At 36.9% G+C, this 20,558-nt stretch carries 22 protein-coding genes; 2 read left to right on the top strand and 20 right to left on the bottom strand.

Translation table 11 applies throughout. The features are described from left to right. Window positions 1–16: 16 nt before the first annotated feature. The 11 genes from atpH to RU96_RS11325 all read right to left on the bottom strand — a co-directional run bounded on the left by atpH (window position 17) and on the right by RU96_RS11325 (window position 8,268). Window positions 17–559 carry an ATP synthase F1 subunit delta gene (gene atpH, locus RU96_RS11375; RefSeq protein ID WP_071865632.1) on the bottom strand — a complete coding sequence of 181 codons (543 nt, stop codon included), beginning with the start codon at window positions 557–559 and terminating at the stop codon, window positions 17–19. Then, the gene (gene atpF, locus RU96_RS11370) at window positions 546–1,064 is read right to left on the bottom strand and encodes a F0F1 ATP synthase subunit B (RefSeq protein ID WP_071865631.1); all 519 of its coding nucleotides are present in this window, start codon (window positions 1,062–1,064) and stop codon (window positions 546–548) included. Before atpF ends, atpH begins: the two co-directional genes overlap by 14 nt. 91 nt (window positions 1,065–1,155) lie before the next feature. Continuing rightward, window positions 1,156–1,371 (bottom strand): ATP synthase F0 subunit C, encoded by a 216-nt coding sequence (atpE, locus tag RU96_RS11365; RefSeq protein WP_016171491.1) that lies wholly within the window; start codon window positions 1,369–1,371, stop codon window positions 1,156–1,158. Between the two features lie 90 nt (window positions 1,372–1,461). After that, window positions 1,462–2,178, bottom strand: a complete 717-nt coding sequence (gene atpB / locus RU96_RS11360; protein ID WP_071865630.1) for a F0F1 ATP synthase subunit A — start codon at window positions 2,176–2,178, stop codon at window positions 1,462–1,464. 297 nt (window positions 2,179–2,475) lie between these two features. Beyond that, window positions 2,476–2,934 carry an SsrA-binding protein SmpB gene (gene smpB / locus RU96_RS11355; protein WP_071865629.1) on the bottom strand — a complete coding sequence of 153 codons (459 nt, stop codon included), beginning with the start codon at window positions 2,932–2,934 and terminating at the stop codon, window positions 2,476–2,478. Between the two features lie 51 nt (window positions 2,935–2,985). Then, complete coding sequence (gene rnr, locus RU96_RS11350; RefSeq protein ID WP_071865628.1) at window positions 2,986–5,358, bottom strand: ribonuclease R; 2,373 nt, start codon at window positions 5,356–5,358, stop codon at window positions 2,986–2,988. Window positions 5,359–5,371: 13 nt separating this feature from the next. Beyond that, window positions 5,372–6,112: an alpha/beta hydrolase gene (locus tag RU96_RS11345; RefSeq protein ID WP_071865627.1), complete on the bottom strand. Its 741-nt coding sequence runs from the start codon at window positions 6,110–6,112 to the stop codon at window positions 5,372–5,374. Window positions 6,113–6,219: 107 nt separating this feature from the next. Continuing rightward, window positions 6,220–6,456, bottom strand: coding sequence for a preprotein translocase subunit SecG (gene secG, locus RU96_RS11340; protein WP_071865626.1), 237 nt, complete (start codon window positions 6,454–6,456; stop codon window positions 6,220–6,222). 188 nt (window positions 6,457–6,644) lie between these two features. Beyond that, window positions 6,645–6,914 carry a GNAT family N-acetyltransferase gene (locus RU96_RS11335; protein ID WP_071865625.1) on the bottom strand — a complete coding sequence of 90 codons (270 nt, stop codon included), beginning with the start codon at window positions 6,912–6,914 and terminating at the stop codon, window positions 6,645–6,647. 1 nt (window position 6,915) lies between these two features. Then, a complete protein-coding gene (locus RU96_RS11330) occupies window positions 6,916–7,185 on the bottom strand; it encodes a (4Fe-4S)-binding protein (RefSeq protein ID WP_071865624.1) in 270 nt (89 codons plus the stop codon). 138 nt (window positions 7,186–7,323) lie between these two features. After that, window positions 7,324–8,268, bottom strand: a complete 945-nt coding sequence (locus RU96_RS11325; protein WP_071865623.1) for an alpha/beta hydrolase — start codon at window positions 8,266–8,268, stop codon at window positions 7,324–7,326. Between the two features lie 186 nt (window positions 8,269–8,454). Between RU96_RS11325 and RU96_RS11320 the strand changes: the two genes are divergently transcribed. Further along, complete coding sequence (locus RU96_RS11320; RefSeq protein WP_071865622.1) at window positions 8,455–9,156, top strand: TIGR00266 family protein; 702 nt, start codon at window positions 8,455–8,457, stop codon at window positions 9,154–9,156. Window positions 9,157–9,296: 140 nt separating this feature from the next. After that, window positions 9,297–11,021: a pyruvate oxidase gene (spxB, locus tag RU96_RS11315; protein WP_071865621.1), complete on the top strand. Its 1,725-nt coding sequence runs from the start codon at window positions 9,297–9,299 to the stop codon at window positions 11,019–11,021. 183 nt (window positions 11,022–11,204) lie between these two features. Here spxB and RU96_RS11310 read toward each other — a convergent pair whose 3' ends face one another. The 9 genes from RU96_RS11310 to RU96_RS11270 all read right to left on the bottom strand — a co-directional run bounded on the left by RU96_RS11310 (window position 11,205) and on the right by RU96_RS11270 (window position 20,347). Then, window positions 11,205–12,218, bottom strand: coding sequence for a branched-chain amino acid aminotransferase (locus RU96_RS11310; protein WP_071865620.1), 1,014 nt, complete (start codon window positions 12,216–12,218; stop codon window positions 11,205–11,207). A gap of 293 nt (window positions 12,219–12,511) precedes the next feature. Further along, a complete protein-coding gene (locus tag RU96_RS11305) occupies window positions 12,512–14,206 on the bottom strand; it encodes an oleate hydratase (protein ID WP_071865619.1) in 1,695 nt (564 codons plus the stop codon). A 48-nt stretch (window positions 14,207–14,254) separates the two neighbouring features. Continuing rightward, complete coding sequence (locus tag RU96_RS11300; protein WP_071865618.1) at window positions 14,255–14,380, bottom strand: methanol dehydrogenase; 126 nt, start codon at window positions 14,378–14,380, stop codon at window positions 14,255–14,257. A 260-nt stretch (window positions 14,381–14,640) separates the two neighbouring features. Beyond that, complete coding sequence (locus RU96_RS11295) at window positions 14,641–16,017, bottom strand: PH domain-containing protein (RefSeq protein WP_071865617.1); 1,377 nt, start codon at window positions 16,015–16,017, stop codon at window positions 14,641–14,643. 32 nt (window positions 16,018–16,049) lie between these two features. Continuing rightward, window positions 16,050–16,445: a GntR family transcriptional regulator gene (locus tag RU96_RS11290; protein WP_071865616.1), complete on the bottom strand. Its 396-nt coding sequence runs from the start codon at window positions 16,443–16,445 to the stop codon at window positions 16,050–16,052. Between the two features lie 261 nt (window positions 16,446–16,706). Further along, on the bottom strand, window positions 16,707–17,648 hold the full coding sequence (locus RU96_RS11285) for a siderophore ABC transporter substrate-binding protein (protein WP_071865615.1): 942 nt from the start codon (window positions 17,646–17,648) through the stop codon (window positions 16,707–16,709). A 31-nt stretch (window positions 17,649–17,679) separates the two neighbouring features. After that, window positions 17,680–18,453, bottom strand: coding sequence for an iron ABC transporter ATP-binding protein (locus RU96_RS11280; RefSeq protein ID WP_071865614.1), 774 nt, complete (start codon window positions 18,451–18,453; stop codon window positions 17,680–17,682). Beyond that, the gene (locus tag RU96_RS11275) at window positions 18,450–19,403 is read right to left on the bottom strand and encodes an iron chelate uptake ABC transporter family permease subunit (protein WP_071865613.1); all 954 of its coding nucleotides are present in this window, start codon (window positions 19,401–19,403) and stop codon (window positions 18,450–18,452) included. The genes RU96_RS11280 and RU96_RS11275 overlap by 4 nt, the downstream gene beginning before the upstream one ends. Then, the gene (locus RU96_RS11270; RefSeq protein ID WP_071865612.1) at window positions 19,400–20,347 is read right to left on the bottom strand and encodes an iron chelate uptake ABC transporter family permease subunit; all 948 of its coding nucleotides are present in this window, start codon (window positions 20,345–20,347) and stop codon (window positions 19,400–19,402) included. The genes RU96_RS11275 and RU96_RS11270 overlap by 4 nt, the downstream gene beginning before the upstream one ends. Between the last annotated feature and the right edge of the window lie 211 nt (window positions 20,348–20,558).

The following is a 20,558-nucleotide window of genomic DNA, read 5'->3' as shown; positions in this document are numbered from 1 at the left end:
ACCTCTTTAATTAAACTTATCTACCGATCATAGATCGCAGTTGTTCTAATCGGCTTTTCACACTGCCATCAATTACTTGATGGTTGGCTTCAACTACGACACCGCCTAAAATACGCGGATCGACTTTTTCTACCAAATTAGCTTTTTTATAGCCTAATAAGCCCGCAATTTTTGTTTCTAATTGTTCTTTTTGCTCATTTGATAACGTCACAGCAGTTGTGACCGTACCCAACACTAAGCTTTGGGCTTCATCATAACGGCGTTCGTATTCATCGATAATTAACTCTAAATCATCCATACGGTTGTAACGGAAAACGACTTCTAAAAAGTTTTTCGTAATTCCGTCAAATTCGGAAACGATTTTGTCCATTAAAGCACGTTTTGCTCCTAAGTCTAAGCGAACATCACTTAGCATATTACCAAGGTCTGGAATAGCTTTATAAACTTCTTTCAAACTGAGCAAATCGTTGTAGACAGTCTCGGTAACCCGTTCTTCTGTCGCCAGTTCAAACAACGCCTTACCGTAGCGTTTGCCTACTGTATATTTATCGAGTTTCATTGCTGCCCAATCCTTCAATATATTGATTAATCAAAGCTTCGTGGGCTTCTGGCGATAGCTCTTTATTCAAGATCTTTTCAGCAATTTGTAAAGAAAGTTCCGCTACGTCGCCTTTAACACTTGTCATAGCAGCGTCTCTTTCCATTGAAATATCACTTTTTGCCTTATCTTTTAAACGAGATACTTCTTCTTTGGTTTCGTTTAAAATATTTTGACGGCTGAGCTCGCCGCTGTCTTTTGCATTTTTAATGATTTCAGCTGCTTCGCTTTTGGAAGACATCAATTGAGCTTGACGTTCTTGTTCAAGCTTAGCTGCTTTAGTGCGGGATTGTTCAGCTGAATCTAAATCATTGGCAATTTTGTCTTCCCGTTTTTTCATCATATCTGAAATTGCGCCCCAAGCAAAATGCTTTAAAAGTACAACCAATAATAAGAAAGAACCAGAGACTACCACAATACTGCTGATTGTTGTATTCCCGACTTCTGCTAATACAATATTTAGCATAAGCGTAAGCTCCTTTTCTACTAATTAAGGGTGCCATATCATGGCAAAAAAGCAAAAACAGTTAAGATCCGTTTCTGCTTTTTCAATGGTTTTAGCCCATGAAAACAAGTAACAAAGCGATAACCACACCAAGAATAGGCACAGCTTCTACTAAGGCAACCCCGATAAACATTGTAGAACGTAATTGACCAGACATTTCTGGTTGGCGTGCCATTGATTCGATCGTTTGTGAGATAACTTTCCCGTTACCATAACCAGCCCCAATAGCTGCCCCGACGATTGCGATACCTGCTGCGATAAAGTTCATAATTTTTTTCCTCCTAAATAATTAAGTTGAGACGATTGATAAATGTAATTTACATTTTCTCGTCAAACCAGTTGATAAAATCCTTTAAATCTACTCTTCTGTTTCCAATTTATGCCCCATAAATACCATTGATAAGGTGACAAATACATATGCTTGAATGGCCCCGATAAATAAAGAGAAGCCAATCCAAATCATCTCTAGTGGAATAACCACAGGAAGTGTCAGCCAACCGACATTATTTAACATATCGACAATTAAACCTAGCAAAACTTCACCGGCGAAAATATTCCCGTAAAGACGTAAACCTAGGGTAATGATGTTGGTAAATTCTTCGATGATTTTAATTGGTAATAAAAAGGCAACGGGTTGTAGGAATGATACTTTGAAATACCCTTTTAAACCAAATTTTTGCACCCCGAAGAAATGGGTCATGGCAATCATCATCAATGCCAACGTCAATGTCACAAAGGGATCCGCGGTTGGACTTTTCCAAAAAGTTGTTTCACCGACAACGATTTTCGTCACAAGGCCAATCTCATTGGCGACAAAAACAAATAGAAACAAGGCAAATGATAATAAATGGAAGTTGTTCACTTCATTACTTGGGAGGTTATCTCCTAAGATACCGCGAACGAAATCAATTACCCACTCAATAAAGTTTTGTTTGCCTTTTGGTTTCAATTGTAAATTACGGGTACAAACAAAAACTAGTGTAAAAACAATAACACACGTGATAAGTGTCATCAAAAGGATGGTGCCATCAAACCAGATGGGACCAATATTGAAAACGAGTGGTTTTTCTTTCAATATTTCTCACCTCTTTTCATACGTATGCTCCAGCTAAAAAAGAGCTGGTAAATAAGTGCTGTCAATGCTTTTGGCATGATAACCAATGCGTATCATACCACCACGGATAGAAAATTTCAAAAGATTTTCAGCAAGATTCGACACTTTTAGCAAAATGACTAATAGAAATGTGTAATACCTATAATCAGTAAAACGAATCATTAACTAAAAAAATGAAATTTTGCACACCGTCTGAGTAAATGCTATCAAAAAGACCTAACTTTATAAAGCAATAGCCCCTGTTAAAATCAAATTTCTTCAATAATTTTTTAAAACACGGCTGATTTGTCTTTCTTGATCTTTTCGTTTTAATGTTTCGCGTTTATCATATTCTTTTTTCCCTTTTGCCAGACCAATTAAAACTTTAGCAAAACCGTCTTTTAGATAAACTTTTAACGGTACCACGGTCATCCCCGCACTTTTCATCTCACCATATAAACGATCAATCTGTTTTCGATGCAGTAAAAGTTTACGCGTTCTTAGCGGATCATGGTTAAATAAATTTCCTTGTTCATAAGGAGAGATGTGAACATTATATAAAAATGCCTCGCCATTACGAATGCGGACAAAACCATCTTTTAAGTTAATCCGAGCGTTACGAATTGATTTAATTTCTGTCCCTTGTAACACAATTCCGGCTTCTAAAGTATCAATGATTGTATAATCGTGACGGGCTTTTTTATTTTGCGCGATTAACTTTCCATCACCTTTTGGCATAGAAGCTACCTCCTTCATTTGTGACCTGTTTTTTTCTATTTTCAAACAGGTCTATTTCGCTTTTTTCTTTTTAGCGCCTTTATAAAAAGGCTTTTTACCTTTTTTCTTTTTGCCACTATTCAGATCAACTTTTAGTTTTCCTTTTTTATTTGTAGCGCGATCTTTTTTCGGGGCGTTTTTCTTTCTTCGGTTAGCGCGGTTATCAGCTTTTTTACCGCTTCTGTTACTTCTACTTGTTTGTGGACGAGGCAGTTGGGTTACTTCTTCAGCCGAAACCAATTCAAAATCAATTTCTCTAGTTTCCGGGTTGGCATTTGTTACTTTAACCCGCACTTTTTGACCAATTTTAAAAGTCATACCGGTTCTTTCACCCACTAAAGCTAATTGCTGTTCGACAAAATGGAAGTAGTCATCTTTTAAGTTACTGATGTGAATCATACCTTCAATTGTATTTGGCAACTCAATAAAAATACCAAATTTCGTAATCGAACTAATGACACCGTCAAATTCTTCACCAATATGCGCCTGCATAAATTCCGCTTTTTTCATTGCGTCTACTTCTCGTTCACACAAAACAGCACGTCGTTCCATATCAGAAGAATGATGTGCGATTTCTGGCAATTTATCTTGCCACTTGCTCTGCGTTTTTTTACTCATATCCTCAGCGTAACTTCTAATTAAGCGATGCACAATTAAATCCGGATAACGTCTAATCGGTGAAGTAAAATGCGTGTAGTAATCTGCGGCTAAGCCGTAGTGCCCGGCATTATGTTCAGAATACTTTGCCTGTTGCATACTACGTAATAACATCATATTTACGACCATTGCTTCTGGGCGCTCTGCCACTTCAGCTACCACTTTTTGTAAGTCTTTAGGTGTAATCGTCCCTTTTGTATGCTTCACTACCATCCCTAAAGCGGCAGCGAAATCAAAGAAACGTTGTAACTTTTCTTCTTTTGGATCTTCGTGAATTCTATAAATAAATGGCAGATTTAATTTATTATAGTGTTCCGCCACAGTTTCATTGGCAGCTAACATAAATGATTCAATTAAACGCTCCCCCACACCCCGACTGCGCAAAAGAATATCTTGGGGTTGGCCGTTTTCGTCTACGACAACTTTGGCCTCGCGGTCTTCAAAGCTCACTGCGCCTCTTTGAATCCGGTTTTGTTCTAAAATATTATGCAATTCTGCCATCTCAAAAAACATTGGCACTAGTTGTTCATAACGTTTAGAAACTTCGGGATCATTTTTTTCAATAATGGCGTTTACCGCAGTATAAGTCATTCGTTCTGTTGTTTGAATGATACTTGGAAAAATCTCGTGTTTCACAATTTTCCCTGTTTGATCAATTTCCATTTCACAGCTCATGGTTAAACGCGGAACGTGAGGATTCAAAGAACAAATTCCGTTTGATAGGCGCTGGGGAATCATTGGAATCACGCGATCAGTTAAATAAACACTGGTTCCTCTATCATAAGCTTCTTGGTCTAGTGGACTACCTTCTGTGACATAATAAGATACGTCTGCAATATGAACGCCTAAGAAAAAATGACCATTCGCTAATTTTTTGACAGTCACCGCATCATCTAAATCTTTGGCGTCCTCTCCATCAATGGTCACAATTAACTGATCTCGGCGATCTTTGCGTTCGGGAAAATCAGCTGGATTAATTTTCTCAGGAACTTGATCAGCCTGGGCTAAAACATCTTCTGGAAAACGAGTCGGAATCCCATGACTAATCACTATCGACAAAATATCCATCCCAGGATCATTTTTATGACCAATAACTTGTTTTACAATTCCTTCAATACTAGTAGGATACCCTTTTTCAGGATAATGGGTAATTTCGACGATAACGATACTACCGTCAACAGGCTTGATTCCTTCTGCGGCAACTAAGACTTTTAAGCCGTTAAAGTTTTTGTCTTTTGGTTTAACACTGCCGTATAAATCACTTTCAGCAATTTCTGTTTCATCAAATAAAGTAAACTCCCCAACAATTTGAGTCACTGCTCGTTTTTTTATCGCAACAACTTGGCCTTCTGCTCCCCGGTCAGAAAAAGGATCGGAAATTTTGACAATATCAATTGCTACTGTATCACCATCCATTGCATAACCAGTCGCTTCTTTGGGAATAAAAACATCGTCTTCTTCAGGATCAATCGTCACAAAGCCAAAGCCGCGTTCATTGGCGCGAAAAATACCTTCGACTAATACTTTTTGAGGAGGCAATTTTACTTTCCCTTTTTTATTAAAAACAATTGCACCTTCACGCTCCATTGCCGCTAATGTTTGCACGAGTAATTTAAAATCGTTACTTTTATTTAATGCTAAGCCTGCGGCAATTTCTTCAGCAGAAAAACTCTTCTTATTACTTGTTGTAAGAAAAGAAAGGATCTGCTCTTTAATTGTTGATTTCATTTTCTACCTCTTTTCATTCCACTTTCTTCAAAAAGTGGCTCACATCTTTTTCAAATTGCTGGTGAACGGAATCTACTGTAATGACATGTCCGCTCTTGGCATACCAAGCGAGTGTGACGTCAACTTGGGATAACGCTGCTGCCGTTTTAAATACCGTTTTTGCATCAATCATTTCATCGGAACCACCTTGGGCCAAATAAATAGGTACTTTAACAGCAGCTAAATTTTGACTCACTTTTTCACCAAACAATTCAATTTTTTCTAATTGCTTTATTACTAATGGTTTTAATTCTCGTAATTTTTCTGCCTTTATATCACCAATAATTTTTTGACGTTCATAAACCTGGCTTGCATATAATAGGAAGTTTTCTGGTACATTGTTTTTAGTTTTAAATAAAGGCGAACAAAAAGCGCCACCACCAATAATTTGCGGATAGCCTTTTGTCAATAAATTCATAGCGAAAATGCCGCCCATTGAAAGACCGAAAACAGCGATTTTTTGATAACCTTTTTGAACTAAAAATTTAAATGCGTTTTCGGCATCTTCTTCCCATTGTTTAAAATCAGTCGCCAAAATCTCTTTTGGTTCTACTGTCCCATGACCTGAAAAAAGCGGCGCATAAACGGTATAGTTTTCTTTTTCTAATGCACGGGATAACATTCTCACGTCATTGGGACTACCAGAATAGGCATGAAAGAGTAACACAGCTGTTTTTCCTTGTGCTGTAAAAAATGATGTTGGTTTTTTTTCCACGATTTCTCACCTCATTAGCCCAATTTTACCATAAAAATAAAAGAAGGCTGAAACCTGACGCAAGACACGCCACAAGCTTCAGCCAAAAAATGATCGGATTAATCCGTTTATTTTGATGATAAAAAGGCTAATACAAATAACAAAATCAACCAAATAGCACCTAAAACTGCTGTTGTGCGCTGCATAACAGCTTCAAAACCACGGGCTTTTTGTTTTCCGAATAACTGATCGGCACCGCCGGTAAAGGCACTGGCTGCACTATTTTGTTTGCTCGGCTGCATCATAATAGCGATAATGATAATGATTGAAAGCACAATCACTACGCCCAATAAAAAATTATACATTCGCCGCTTCCTCCTTAAATACAATTCGTCCATTTTACTTTAGCATAATTGTTCTGAGATTACCACAAGGAATAGCCTTGGGAAAATACTTTGTTAATTACTTTACTTTTTATCTTATCAAAAATAGAAAAAGTGCTGTGACAAACTACGTCACAACACTTTCTAATAGTCGTTAATCGTTAAATAGATTATTTACGTAATACATCGTCATATTCAGGTTTTTCCGCAAATTCCTTTTTAGCAAACGGGCATAATGGAATAATTTTCAAATTATCGCGACGCGCGCGTTCCACACCGTGTAAAACCAAATTTTCGGCAATTTTTTGACCACGATAAGCCGGATCAACAAAAGTGTGATCAATGATCATCATGTTGTCGGCAGAAGACCAAGTCATTTCACCAATTTCTTTTCCATCATCGTATACTGCAAAGCGATCTTTTTCTTCTTTAAATTCCATCTTAAACATCCTTCCGAATAAATTTTAATGCCCCAGTTGGACATGTATTAATAACGCGTGCATCTTCATCTGCGCTAGCATTATCTGCTAGTATCCACGGTCTGCGCCCTACTTCAAATACAGCACTGTTTCCCCGCACACAATTTCCCACATGGGCACAAATGTCTTTGTTGTAATAAATATCGATATCTTTACCAGAATACTTACGATAGCCATCGGCAATTAACATTTCTTCTGTCACAGCTTTGTTTCCGATTTTATTACCTTCCATCTGTCTGCCTCCTTTTTTGTGAATCATAACTTTAATTGATTCGTTAAACCAAACCATAACCACTTACATTTTATCAGTAGTATTAGTATTAGACAAATAATTATCCTTTTAACTAAAATACGATTAATCTAAGCCAAATTAACCTAAATTTTTATGAATAAAGGACCAAATTATCTGCCAATATGCTACTGGTTGCTCTTCTTTAGCTTTTAAATGGTCACAATTCGTAAAAATGTGTCGCTCTTTTACACCGGCTGTAGCTTCCATTAAAGTATCAGTTTCACTGACAGGAATAAATTGATCTGCCTCTCCATGTAAAAATAAGACGGGTAAATGATTACTTCCTAACTGCCGCGTCACAGAAGCCTCAAGTAATGAATAACCAATGCGTTTTTTAGCATAGCTGTTTGCCAAGCCCATAAAACGATTAACCGGATATTTGGTAAAGCGGTGTAATTGATATTTAAAGACACTGTAAACTGAAGTATAACTACTATCAGCAATTAATAACTTCACTTGATTTGGTAGTTTTTCTCCGCTAGTCATTAAGACCGCCGCTGCTCCCATCCCTTCGCCATGCAGAATAATCTCAGCTTGAGGGTTATTATCTGTAATTAGGTTTATCCATGTAATCAAATCCAAGCGGTCTAACCAGCCAAGACCGATCACTTTACCACTACTGCGTCCATGCCCTCTAAGATCTGGCACCAAGACATTATAACCGGCTTCAAAATATGTTTTAGCCGTCTGCGCCATTTCATCAAAACCCGTGCTACGGTAACCGTGAACACAGACTACCCACCGATTGCTATCTTGTAAAAAAGTCGAAGCTACTAGTTTTTGCTGATCAAAACTAGTCGCTCCCCATTCATATTCCGTTAACCAAAAATTGTAAAGTTCATCTGTTGGCTCTTCTTTTTTCAGATTAGGGTTTAACGTGCTTCGTCCTTTAGTTAAATACCAATCATTATCTCTTTCGACTATCGCATCAACAAAAAAACGTGCCCAACGTCTCAAATAATAGAAATAAAAAAGCAAACTAATTCCTAATACCACTACAATTATTCCGATAATCACTAACATCCACGTCACCTATTTCTATCTAAACTCAACAATGTAATTTCCCCATCAGACCTTCACTTTAATTAAGTTTATCATTTCAAAAATTAAACCACCATCAATAACCCTCTTTTTAGTCAGAAGTTAACTTTTTGTCAAAAACCCGCTTTGTCCTATAATAAAAGTATCAAAAGGAAAGAAGGTTAGCATATGAAATACAACTTAAGCTCCACTTCAGTTTTCCCTTTAGTTGACATTACCCTAGATAAAGAAGAAGAAATTCAGATTGAACCCGGCTCGATGGTTTATCACAACGGTTTAGTTACATTGGAAGGCCACATGAATAGTAACGGTAAAAAAGGACTGGGTGGAATGGTCCGGGCATTGGGCCGTTCTTTATCAAGCGGTGAAAGTTTCTTTATTACTAAAGTACACGGGGATGAACCAAATGCCAAAGTTACAATTGCCCCTTCAACACCTGGTACTATTCGTGAGCTACCCATTGGCCCTACCCAATGGCGACTAAATACTGGTGCTTTTTTGGCTAGTGAAAGTAGCGTTTCTTATACAATGCAACGACAAAAACTAGAAGGCGCGCTATTAGGAGGGACTGGTGGTTTATTTGTAATGGAAACTTCAGGAGAAGGGTTAATGTTAATCAATGGTTATGGCGATTTAGTTGAAATTACTATGGATGGCAGCCAAGATTTTGTAGTCGATAACGAACACGTCTTAGCTTGGAGTAAGTCCCTTGATTACCATATTGAATTTGCTTCTGGTACTTTTGGTTTTAAAACCGGTGAAGGCGTGGTCAATCACTTTTCAGGACAAGGCAAAATTATCATCCAAAGTCGTAATATTGAAGCCTTTGCAAATTTAATTGCTCCTTTTATTCCCGCTAGCAGTAATTAAGTAAAAGAGTAGCTTTCCTTTACGCTTACTTTGAGTAAGAATATTGGTATTTTTTTTGAATTGGCGGTAACATAAATTTAGGTCAATAAAACGAGTACATTTTTTAGTTTGCTCGATAAAATAAGAAAGAAGTGTTTAAAATGACAAAAATCAATGCCGGTGTCGCAATGTTAAAAGTCATGGAAGATTGGGGAATTGATCATCTATATGGTTTACCTGGTGGTTCCTTCAACTCTACAATGGATGCTTTATTCGACGAACAAGATCACATCAAGTACATTCAAGTCCGTCATGAAGAAACTGGTTCTTTAGCTGCAGCAGCAGATGCTAAAGTAACTGGTAAAATTGGTGCTGTTTTTGGTTCAGCAGGTCCTGGGGCTACTCATTTAATCAATGGTCTGTATGATGCTCAAATGGATAATGTACCTGTTTTAGCTTTATTGGGGCAAGTTGCCTCTAGTGCAATGAATACGAACGCTTTCCAAGAATTAAATGAAAATCCACTTTTCGCTGACGTAAGTGTCTACAATCGAACAGTCATGAACGCGCAAAGTTTACCTTTTGTGGTGGATGAAGCAATCAAAGCTGCCTACCGTCATAGCGGTGTAGCAGTGGTTACGATTCCTGTTGATTATGGCTTCGAAGAAATTGAAGATACATTTGTTTCAACTGCTGCAACCTATCAAACCACTACCATTCAACCAAATGAAGCACAATTAAAAGCAGCCTTGCCTTTAATACAAGCAGCAAAACAACCAGTCTTGTATATCGGCCAAGGGGTACGAGGTGGCGCAGATGCTGTTAAAGCTTTTGCTGAACACTTTAGTATGCCAGTTGCAGCTGCTGTATTAGCCAAAGGAATTATCAACGATGATTATGAAAACTATTTAGGTTCTGCTGCCCGCGTCGCAACAAAACCTGCTAATGAAGCATTAGCTAACGCTGATTTGATTATTTCCGTTGGGAGTAACTTCCCATTTGGCGGTGCGTTCTTTAACAAAGATGCCAAATTTATTCAAGTCGATATTGATGGTTCAAAATTTGGTCGTCGTCATGATGTTGATGTGGCGATTTTAGGTGATGGTATTTTAACTTTACAACGCCTAACAGAACTTGGTGAAGCTCGCACAGCAGATAAGTGGTATGAAGCAAACCAAACAAATATTAAAAACTGGCATAACTGGCGCCATAGTTTTTACGATGATAAACGCAAACCAATGCGCCCTGAACCAGTTTATAAAGAAATCAACCGAATTGCTGAAGATGACGCAATTTTTGTCGTTGATGTTGGTAACGTGACTACTCATTCTGTCCGTCACTTAGAAATGAATGGTAAACAACAATTTACCACTTCTGGTTGGTTTGCAACTATGGGCTATGCTGTTCCAGGTGCGATTGGTGCTCAATTGAGTTATCCAAATCGCCAAGTCTTCACCATTAATGGTGACGGTGGTTTTGCGATGAATATGCAAGATATCATTACCCAAGTTAAATACAAATTGCCAATCATCAACGTTATCTTAACTAATGACTCCCTTGGTTTTATTGAAGCAGAACAAGAAGAAACCAACAAAGCGCTTTTTGGGGTCGATTTATATGATGTAGACTTTGGTAAAGCCGCTGAAGCAATGGGTGCAAAAGGATTTACTGTCACAGATTACGATCAATTAGCCCCAGCATTTGATGCAGCAAAAGATAGTGATCGTCCAGTTGTCATCGAAGTGAAAATCGCCAACGATCGCCCACTACCTGTGGAATCAATGGTCTTAGATCCTAATACTTTTAGTGCAGACCAAATTAGCGCTTATAAAGAACGTTATGAAATTCATGACATGCCAACATTAGTTGATTTGTTAGCACAATAAAATGTCCTAACTAAAACCGTGGTCAAAGTGGTCAACTTCAACAATAGAAAGAAATTTTAAGAAAGTCATGACTCAAATTTTTATGATATTTCGTCTCATTTAAGAAGTTACTGCTTTAACATCAGTTATTCTAAAAAACAAGAGGCACGACCTGATTTTGGTCGCACCTCTTGTTTTATTTATTTAATCCACAGTGATAATCCAACCCGTTGGAGCTGGTTTGTCGCCAAATTGAATTCCCGTTAACTCATCATATAATTTTTGTGTTACCGGTCCGACTTCACTCTCAGAATAAAAAACATGAAATTTATCTTCGTATTGAATACCACCGATAGGAGAAATAACCGCTGCCGTACCACAAGCCCCCGCTTCTTTAAAACGTGCTAGATTATCGATTGGCACATCTTCTTCTAGTGTTTCTAGCCCAAGGCGTTCTTTTGCTAAAAAGAGTAAGGAGTATTTGGTGATACTTGGCAAAATTGATGGTGATTTAGGCGTCACAAATTGCTCATCTTGTGTGATACCAAAGAAGTTAGCGGAACCGACTTCTTCAATTTTAGTATGTGTTTCTGGGTCAAGGTAGATACAATCAGAAAAATTACGGGCTTTTGCTTCTTCTCCAGGTAAAAGACTCGCCGCATAATTTCCCCCAACTTTAGCAGCCCCGGTTCCTTTTGGTGCCGCACGATCATAATCAGAAACAATAAAATTAGTCGGCGTTAAGCCACCTTTAAAATAAGCACCTACTGGCATACAAAAGACAGTAAAAATATACTCAGGAGCAGCATGAACGCCAATATTTGGTCCAACTCCAATTAATAAAGGGCGAAGATATAGCGTTGCCCCAGTACCGTAAGGCGGCACAAATTCGCGATTGGCTAAAACGACTTGTTTAATTGCTGTTAAAAATAACTCCTCTGGAACCTCTGGCATCAATAAGCGCCGCGCACTACGATTTAAGCGGGCACTATTTTGATCAGGTCGAAATAAATTAATCTTACCATCTTTTCGTCCATAAGCTTTTAAGCCCTCAAAACATTGCTGACCATAATGTAAGGCGGTGGATCCTTCGTGAATGTGCAAAAACTCATCTTCTGTCAATTGTCCACTATCCCAAGCTCCGTTTTTAAAATGAGCAATAAAACGATAAGGCAATTTCATATAATCAAAACCTAGTTCGGCCCAATTTATTTCCATGTAACTTCACTCCTTTTTATTACTGACAGTGCTTTTTGCTATGGTACAACAATTTTTTAAATTTGTCATGAATTTTTTGAAAATTTCAATAATTAAAGATAAACTGACGGATTTATAATTTGGAAATCAATTACTACGCCCTAAAAAGCTAACTAGTTTACCAATTCGCTCAGAAAATCCCCTTTATCCATCAGTCTTTCCTATAAAAAAAGAATTTGAGCCTCTCAATAGACTCAAATTCCCTTTTTGACTAAATTTATAAAACGATTTTTCATTTCAACCAAAAATAAATTTTAAGCAAACATTTTTTTAGCAGCTCGCATTAAGGTTGGTAAATCTTTATCATAACGCGGTGTTTTAACCAACCGACTCATCGGAATTCCTGCAAAATGGAAGGCAGCAATTTCACCAGAACGAACTGCACTTTGTTCAGTAAAGACCATTTGATACGGTTGTTCGACAAATTCGCCGGTAAAAGCTAGATTCGTACTGTGTTTAGGGATAACTTTTGGCCGATCTGATTTTGCACGATTATTAAATAAAGCAGAGGCATAAGGCATATAGACTGGGATGTTGTTAATAATACTATCTAAAATCTCAGCTTCATGTTCTTTTATATTTACCGGACCAGGATCTACTTTTGATAGTTGACCAATTAATTCTTGGGCCATCTCTTTACCTGTCATCTTAATGTATTGTTTATCAACGAACTCTCCTTTACGGCGTGGATACAAGAAGTAACCCCAAATGACCGTTTCATTTGGTTTTTGACTCGTAAAGTGGGGTTGGTGATGAACAACAATCGACATATTAACATCAACTTGATTCAAAGGCGTAATCGGTGTCGTAGACAAGAACGAATTTAAGGCATTGCCTGGTTCTTGCGTGGTAATCCGTGTAATCTCATTTAGTAACAAATGATCTTTAGTTGTTAAAGTAAAGCTTACCCACTCACTGGCATCACGATCTGCAAAGAACTTATCAGGATTGCCTAGATTATAAAATCTTTCGGCGGCTTTTTTCCACAAACTAGCTGCTGCCCCATAATCCATATTTTCCGGTGCCGGTGTATTATAATCCCCTAAGCTAGCCGCATCTGTTATAGAACCATTGGTAAAGATAACTGCCGTATCTTCATCGACTGGGACAAATTCTTCTTCGTTTGTTTTTGTATTGGTCATAGATAAACCTGTAACAGTAATTTCATCTTGCATTGGTGTTTCTTTAAACTCCCAATTAGTTACGAGTCGATCTAAAATAATGTTAACGCCTTGTTCTTTTAAATAATTAATTAAAGGTAACATGATGCTTTCATATTGATTATAACGGGTTCTATTTACCCCAACTAGATGTTCAATTTGGGTAAATTCATAAATCATTTCGTGCATATAGCGCCGTAGTTCTTGCGCTGAACTTTTCGTCCGAAATGCAAAGGTTGTTTCCCACATATACCAAAAGTTTGTTTCAAAAAAACCAGGATCATCTTTAAAATAGTCAGCAATTGTCACATTATCAAGTTTTTCTTCTTCAGAATCAGGTAGTGCGATTAGTTTGGTCAATAAGAGACGATTTTTGTTGCTAAAACCTAAATGACCGCCATCCACAATTCCTTTGCCCCCTTGCAAAAGGCGCGCCTTATCAAAAGTACGATGCTTTGCGTCAAAATCTCTTGTATCTTCTGCGGCTGTCATATTTGCTTCTGTGGCAGAGGGGACTCTTTCTAACAAATCCATTAAATCAACATATGTGCGGTAATTTAGCATCCGTCCCCCCCGAGCAATATAACCTTTTTGATTTTCTAAGGGATGATTTTCATTCCAATAGTCATCTGTTGCATCTTTTAACGGTGAACCATCATTTGAACCATGGTCATCTAAAGAATAGAAGGTAATTTTATCGCCAGACCATTTTCCTTCTTGAATCAAATAAACGGCAGCGGCCATATTGGCTAAGCCAGCTCCAATCATAATCGCTTTCTTTTTTCTCATTGTAATTCCCTCCAATTAGGAACACGGCAATTGGATCTAAGCCAATTGTTATGCTTCAAATTCATCATATAAATGACTATCGTCTTCAAAAAAGCCAGTTTTCTTTGCTACATAGGCAATACCAAGTGATAAAACGGCAACGCCGATGCCAAAACGAATGAATCCTTTTTTCATCTTGATCACTTCCTTTCACTAAAACTTTCCAACAGTTTTTTCTTTCTAAATAAAGGATAGACCGGAACAATTGATTGTGCAAAAATAAGCAACTGTATTCCTTTTCTTTTTAGACAATTTTTAGCCACTGTCTAGAAATTAAATTCAAAAAAATGCATAGATGTATTCCTTTTCAAAAAAGATGAAACTATTTTTACAGTTATTTCAAAAAATCCAAATAAAAAACGCAAACCAATACTGGCCTGCGCTTCATGGTGCTATTATGGCAATTGTTGGGTTAAATCTTGATAGAGCTGTTTGGTTTTTTCTTCTTCTTTAAAAGTAAAATAGTAATCACGTTTTTTAGTAGTTATCTTTAAAAATGGCTGGACGCGATTATCCAAGTAAAGTGTCGCTTTTTTATTAGCGACCATATAATATCCGGTACTATAATTTTCTCCCCCATAACCATTGGTACGTTCCACTGGCTTTTTAAGCTTGTTGACCAATGCAACTTGCGCAATATCGTCTAGTTTAATTTCACTAGTAGTAGCAAAAGGAGCCTTCAAAATCAATTCTTCATTCTTTAGTTCAGCTGAAAAGGGTTCTTTATTAAAATCCATCATATAGACTGGAATTAAGGTGGCAAATAGCACCCCTACTACTAATAAGCCGATTGCTCCCATAATAACTTTACCGATTGGACGGCCTAAATTCATTGTCATATTTAAACCAATGCGATCTGGCAGCATCAAGCGGTGATCACTTGGATTAATATAAACTCCAAAACGCCAATATTGATCTTCACCTTGATAGCGATAATCGGTTACTTGATTTAAAAGGGCGTCTTGTTTTTTACGCAAGCGAATTAAATACCAGACTGTAAAAAGACTAAAGCCAACAACGACAATCAGCAAAAACCAAATCGTAACTTGCGCCCAAATTCCACTTAATTGACTGGCAAAAAATGGCAAGGCTAAAGCAAATAAAATAGCATAGGCAGTTCCTACGGCCACTACTGACCAATCATGCTTCGTTAAATCATTATATTGACGATTCAATTTTTCCACGTTTGTTGGTGCGGCTACTGGTAATCGTTTCACACCATACCAACATGCAAAAGCAATCAACCAGCCAACTACTAATGATAGCGATAAAATTACTGCTCCATCATTTTGACTATTTAACATAATGAAAGTTAAAACAAGCGATAAAAGTAAAGCAGGAATTAGATAACCAAAATGTAACATTTTCTTATTTTTGGTGAGGGTCAATTTTGTATCCACTAACACAGGTGTGACAGGTAACAACCAGCCTTTATCTACTTTTAACTGAGCCATTTGACGAATATAAAATAGCTCTGTTCCATAACAAGCTCCCATTGGAATAAGGAGGAGCAGCCAAAACAAAGTCATTAAAATGGACTCATAGTGCACAAAAAACATCGTAAAATTCAAAAGACTAAAAACAAGTGCAATTTTCCATAAGCTCAGACGATACTTTTTAGTTAAAGCTTTTACCTCAGGATGAAGTAAAGCTTCACTAGGTAATGTATTTTCTAAAACAACATTTTTATGTGGTGTAGCGGCCAGTCCCAATGAAAAGGCCATGATAACGTTACAAAAAATCAGAACTCCAACTAAAATTACTACGAGCATTTTTATTCCTTCTTCCTCTATCATTGGCTTACTTACGAAGTTTCATCCTTTTTAAATTCTGCAAAACCAGACCAAGTTTTATCAATAAAAGCAGTTAATTCCGCTTCTTTGAATTGATGAATTTTCGCTTCGGCTAATAATTGTGCCAATCGTTTTTTTAAATCATTTTTATCTATTTCTTCATATGCGTCTGGGGTTGTAACGATGGAACCTTTTCTACGATCAGTAATTAAATAACCCGCTTCTTTTAATTGATTGTATGATTTTGAAATCGTCATCGTATTGACCCCTAATTCATCCGCTAATTGTCGGACTGTCGGTAAGCTTTCTCCAATTGCTAATTCCCCCGTCGCAATTCCCATAATAATCTGTTCACTTAATTGCTGATAAATAGGAATTTCAGAACGTGTATTAATCTCTAATAACATACTCCCACCTCTTTGTATCATAAAGTATAATACAAAAATTTCATTATAGCAATAATCACGAAACAACTATCTGATTTACATAACTATTGTGCCAAAAAAAGTTAAACAGACAGCTTAATTTTCAAATATTCATCGAAATCTTGATCCTCACACTTCAATTGAAGATTACACAATCTTCTATCTGACAAAAAAGCCCCGTAACAATTCACTTAAAAGTAAACTGTTACGGGGCTTTAGAATAATAAAAATGATTTTTATTTTTTAAAAAGCTTGATTAACATCTTCAATCATAATTTTAACTGATTCCAGCCCTGAACCGGCTAAATACCAAACGCTAGGGTCTAAAGAAATCACTTTTTGATTTTTACCAGCAGTGGTTTGTTTCACTAACGCATTATCCGCCACATTATTTTGGCTGTCATCGCCACCAATTGCTTTAGTGCGATCCACGACAAAAATGATGGCTGGATTTTTTTCTAACACGTATTCATAAGAAACATTTTGGCCGTGGGTAGAAGCTTTAATTGTGTCGTCGGCTTCTTTAAAACCAAAAGTATCGTGAACAATACTAAAACGTGATCCTTTGCCATAAGCTGAAATACTACCTTCATTGGCTAATAACACTAATGCCGTACCACTATCAGCCGCTTTTTTCTTAGTGGCTTCAATCTGTTCTTGTAAAGCTGCAATTTCCTTTTTGGCTTTATCTTCTTTGCCAAAAATTTTAGCAATGGCATTGACTTGGTTTTGAATTGATTTCCAAGTGTCTTTGTTATCCGTAGAAAAGAAAACCGTTGGCGCAATTTTCGCCAAATCTTCTTGAAAATCCCGTTGACGTCCAGAAATAATAATCAAATCTGGTTTCAGCGCATTAATTTTTTCTAAATCAGGCTCTTTAATTCCCCCGGCTGACTCCACCTTTTGATAAGCTTTTAAAAAGTCAGGTAAATTATTCGTAGCCGCTCCGACTACTTTATCGCCTACACCTAAAACGTTCATTGTATCTAAGGCACTATTATCAAAAACCACTACTTTTTCCGGTGCTTTTGGTACCGTTATTTCCCCGTTAGCATCTTGAATGGTTACCTCACTTTTTGTTTGCGCTTGGCTATCTTTTGATTCATCTGTTTTAGCGGCACTATTACTACAACCCGCTAAAATCATTAGCGCTACTGCTGTTAGCATAAAAACTGTTTTTTTCATCATATCCTCCTAAAAAATTATTGATAAGCGTCTAAACGCTAGTATCTGTATCAAAATACATACAAACCCGTTTGCCCATTAACTCACAAACGCGTACGTCCATCTCATAAAGCTCGCCCAAAACCGCTGATGTGATGACTTCTTCCACCGGTCCTTTTTTGAAGATGGCTCCATCTTTCATCGCCACGATAGTATCGGCAAAAGCCGCTGCAAAATTAATATCGTGAATTACTAAGAAAATCGTTTTCCCAGTTTCTTTGACTAATTTTTTTAATAAACGCATCATCTGATTGGCATGATTCATATCCAAATTATTTAAGGGTTCATCTAACAATATATATTCAGTATCTTGCGCTAAAATCATCGCAATATAGGCGCGTTGTAATTGTCCGCCAGATAAATTTTGCAATTCATTTTCAGCTAAATCACTTAGCGCCATTGCTTTTAATGCATCTGAGATGATTTGTTGGTCTGTTTCATTTAATTTTCCTCGTGTATAAGGAAAACGCCCAAAAGCGACTAATTCAGCTACCGTTAGACGGGCTTGCACTTGATTATTCTGTTTCAAAATGGCTAAACGCTTAGCCAATTCTTTGGAGCGCCAAGTGCGAATTTCGCCATTATCAATAAAAAGTTCACCAGCAAAATCTTGTTGTAGACGACTCATGATACTCAATAACGTACTCTTACCAGCACCATTGGGACCAATAAATGCAATCAATTCGCCTTTAGGTAACTGCAATTCAATTTTATCTAATACGATTTTTTGTTGATACTTTTTACTTACTTCTTTTAGCTCGATCATGCCTTTTTCCTTTCTATAACTAATTTGGCAATAAAAAATAGGCCACCGATAAATTGAATTAAAATACTAATTGTGGTGTTCAAGCCAAATACTTGTTCTAATAAAAATTGTCCGCCAATTAAAAAAATAATTGCAATTAGACTCGCACCCACAAAAAGTTGCCGATGATTTGCTTTAGGAAAAACTTCATAGCTGATAGTTGCAATAATAAAACCTAAAAAGATAGTTGGCCCTACTAAAGCAGTTGCAACTCCGATTGCAGCAGCGATTAGAAATAGCATTATCTTTTGCAATCGCGCTACTGAAATGCCAAGATTAATAGCCAAATCAACCCCTAATCTTAACGCATCTAATTCCGGCGAAAAGTACCAGAAAAAACTAACAATCAACAAAAGTAAACCGGCACTAATTAATAAATGATTGCCTAAAACATTGCTGAAACTGGCAAAAAGCCTACCTTGTAATAAATCATATTCATTTGGATCCATTAGAACTTGTAAAAAAGTACTGATGCTACCAAATAAACTAGAAGCAATCATTCCCACCATTAAAAGGGTAAATAAATCTTTACCAGATTTACCTAAAAAGAAGGTGATAAAAAGTACGCTAAGCCCTGCCATTAAAGCAATATTTAATAAAAACAAAGCGATAGACTTTTCTGCTAAGACGCCTACACCACCAACAAGAAAAAACAAAAGCGTTTGCACTGTCACGTATAGCTGATCAATTCCTAAAATTCCAGGGGTTAAAAACTTATTTTGCGTTAGCGTTTGAAAACTAATCGTGCTAACTGTCGTCAAAATAGCGACTAAAATAAAAGCGACGATTTTTTTGCCCCGCAAAGAAAAGGCAAAAGACCAATTTCCATAAGTACCATAACTAAGATAGAGGACTAAAAATAAACCCGCACATAACGCCAATGATAAAAATTTGCGACTATCTTTTTTCATGTAAAATTGCGCCTCCTCACAATTAGCAGCAAAAAGATAATACCGCCAATAACACCCACCACTACGCTTACAGGTAATTCATAGGGCCTAATGAGGTTGCGGGCAAGTAAATCACAAATCAATAAAAAGTTTGCACCCCAAATACCAGCAAATGCCAAAGAATGATTCAAATGATCACCAAAATACCAGGTTACCAGATTGGGGACAACAATTCCTAGAAATGGTACACTTCCCACCATGATTAATACCACACTTGAACCTAGTGCGACTAAACCTAAAATGACAAACTGCATTCCTTTGACATTCACGCCCAAATTTTGCGCTAAATCATCACCTAAACTCAACACCATAATTTGTTGCAATAGTAAAAAAATAATCATAAATACCGGAATGGTTAAATAAATTAAGCGATAATCTTCTTTCATAACCGTTGCAAAATTACCTTGCAACCAAGAAGACATATTTTGTACTAACTGAAATTGATAACCAAAAAAATTGGCGACTGCCCCAATAATATTGCCAAACATCATACCGGTTAAAGGGACGATTAAAGGGTTATTTTTTGGCAGTAACCGTGTTAAAAAGAGAAAGGCTAAAACACCAGCATAGCTAAAAATAAAAGCGACCAAAGAGCGTTGCCAAATACTACTATTAGGCATAAATAACATTACTAACAAGATTCCTAAACGAGCAGAATCCATCATACCAATCGAACTAGTCGAAACAAAACGATTTTGTAGTACTTTTTGCATGACTAAACCACAGATACTTAACATGCTTCCCGCCAATATTATACTTACACTACGGGGTAATCTTGTTTCTTCCATTAGAAGCCACTGACTTTTTGTCCCTTGTAGTAAACCTGTCAAACTCATCTCTCCTACACCACTAAAAATGGAAAGAAAAAATAAAATGACAAGTAAAAAGATTCCTAATTTTTTCACAAGCATATTCCTAACTATCTAATTGATAATGATTCTCACTTTCAATTAACTATACGCAAAAATAAGTAAAATGACAATAGTATTTTGATGTTTTTTTATCGTTTTCAGCCATCTTTTTTGACGGTTTCAATTTTAAAATGTTTTTTAGCTCTTCTTTTAAAATAAACTAAGACTTTCACTCTCTTAAAAAAAATCATAACCACCCTTCAAA

This window comes from Enterococcus canintestini (assembly GCF_001885735.1).
In the GTDB taxonomy this organism is placed as follows: domain Bacteria; phylum Bacillota; class Bacilli; order Lactobacillales; family Enterococcaceae; genus Enterococcus_C; species Enterococcus_C canintestini.
This window is presented reverse-complemented; position numbering and strand designations above follow the sequence as displayed.

Bases quoted from the DNA above. Each gene is read 5' to 3' on its own strand.
- atpH (WP_071865632.1), bottom strand. From the start codon at position 559: ATGAAACTCGATAAATATACAGTAGGCAAACGCTACGGTAAGGCGTTG.
- atpF (WP_071865631.1), bottom strand. From the start codon at position 1,064: ATGCTAAATATTGTATTAGCAGAAGTCGGGAATACAACAATCAGCAGT.
- atpE (WP_016171491.1), bottom strand. From the start codon at position 1,371: ATGAACTTTATCGCAGCAGGTATCGCAATCGTCGGGGCAGCTATTGGG.
- smpB (WP_071865629.1), bottom strand. From the start codon at position 2,934: ATGCCAAAAGGTGATGGAAAGTTAATCGCGCAAAATAAAAAAGCCCGT.
- rnr (WP_071865628.1), bottom strand. From the start codon at position 5,358: ATGAAATCAACAATTAAAGAGCAGATCCTTTCTTTTCTTACAACAAGT.
- secG (WP_071865626.1), bottom strand. From the start codon at position 6,456: ATGTATAATTTTTTATTGGGCGTAGTGATTGTGCTTTCAATCATTATC.
- RU96_RS11335 (WP_071865625.1), bottom strand. From the start codon at position 6,914: ATGGAATTTAAAGAAGAAAAAGATCGCTTTGCAGTATACGATGATGGA.
- RU96_RS11330 (WP_071865624.1), bottom strand. From the start codon at position 7,185: ATGGAAGGTAATAAAATCGGAAACAAAGCTGTGACAGAAGAAATGTTA.
- RU96_RS11325 (WP_071865623.1), bottom strand. From the start codon at position 8,268: ATGTTAGTGATTATCGGAATAATTGTAGTGGTATTAGGAATTAGTTTG.
- RU96_RS11320 (WP_071865622.1), top strand. From the start codon at position 8,455: ATGAAATACAACTTAAGCTCCACTTCAGTTTTCCCTTTAGTTGACATT.
- spxB (WP_071865621.1), top strand. From the start codon at position 9,297: ATGACAAAAATCAATGCCGGTGTCGCAATGTTAAAAGTCATGGAAGAT.
- RU96_RS11310 (WP_071865620.1), bottom strand. From the start codon at position 12,218: ATGGAAATAAATTGGGCCGAACTAGGTTTTGATTATATGAAATTGCCT.
- RU96_RS11305 (WP_071865619.1), bottom strand. From the start codon at position 14,206: ATGAGAAAAAAGAAAGCGATTATGATTGGAGCTGGCTTAGCCAATATG.
- RU96_RS11300 (WP_071865618.1), bottom strand. From the start codon at position 14,380: ATGAAAAAAGGATTCATTCGTTTTGGCATCGGCGTTGCCGTTTTATCA.
- RU96_RS11295 (WP_071865617.1), bottom strand. From the start codon at position 16,017: ATGCTCGTAGTAATTTTAGTTGGAGTTCTGATTTTTTGTAACGTTATC.
- RU96_RS11290 (WP_071865616.1), bottom strand. From the start codon at position 16,445: ATGTTATTAGAGATTAATACACGTTCTGAAATTCCTATTTATCAGCAA.
- RU96_RS11285 (WP_071865615.1), bottom strand. From the start codon at position 17,648: ATGAAAAAAACAGTTTTTATGCTAACAGCAGTAGCGCTAATGATTTTA.
- RU96_RS11280 (WP_071865614.1), bottom strand. From the start codon at position 18,453: ATGATCGAGCTAAAAGAAGTAAGTAAAAAGTATCAACAAAAAATCGTA.
- RU96_RS11275 (WP_071865613.1), bottom strand. From the start codon at position 19,403: ATGAAAAAAGATAGTCGCAAATTTTTATCATTGGCGTTATGTGCGGGT.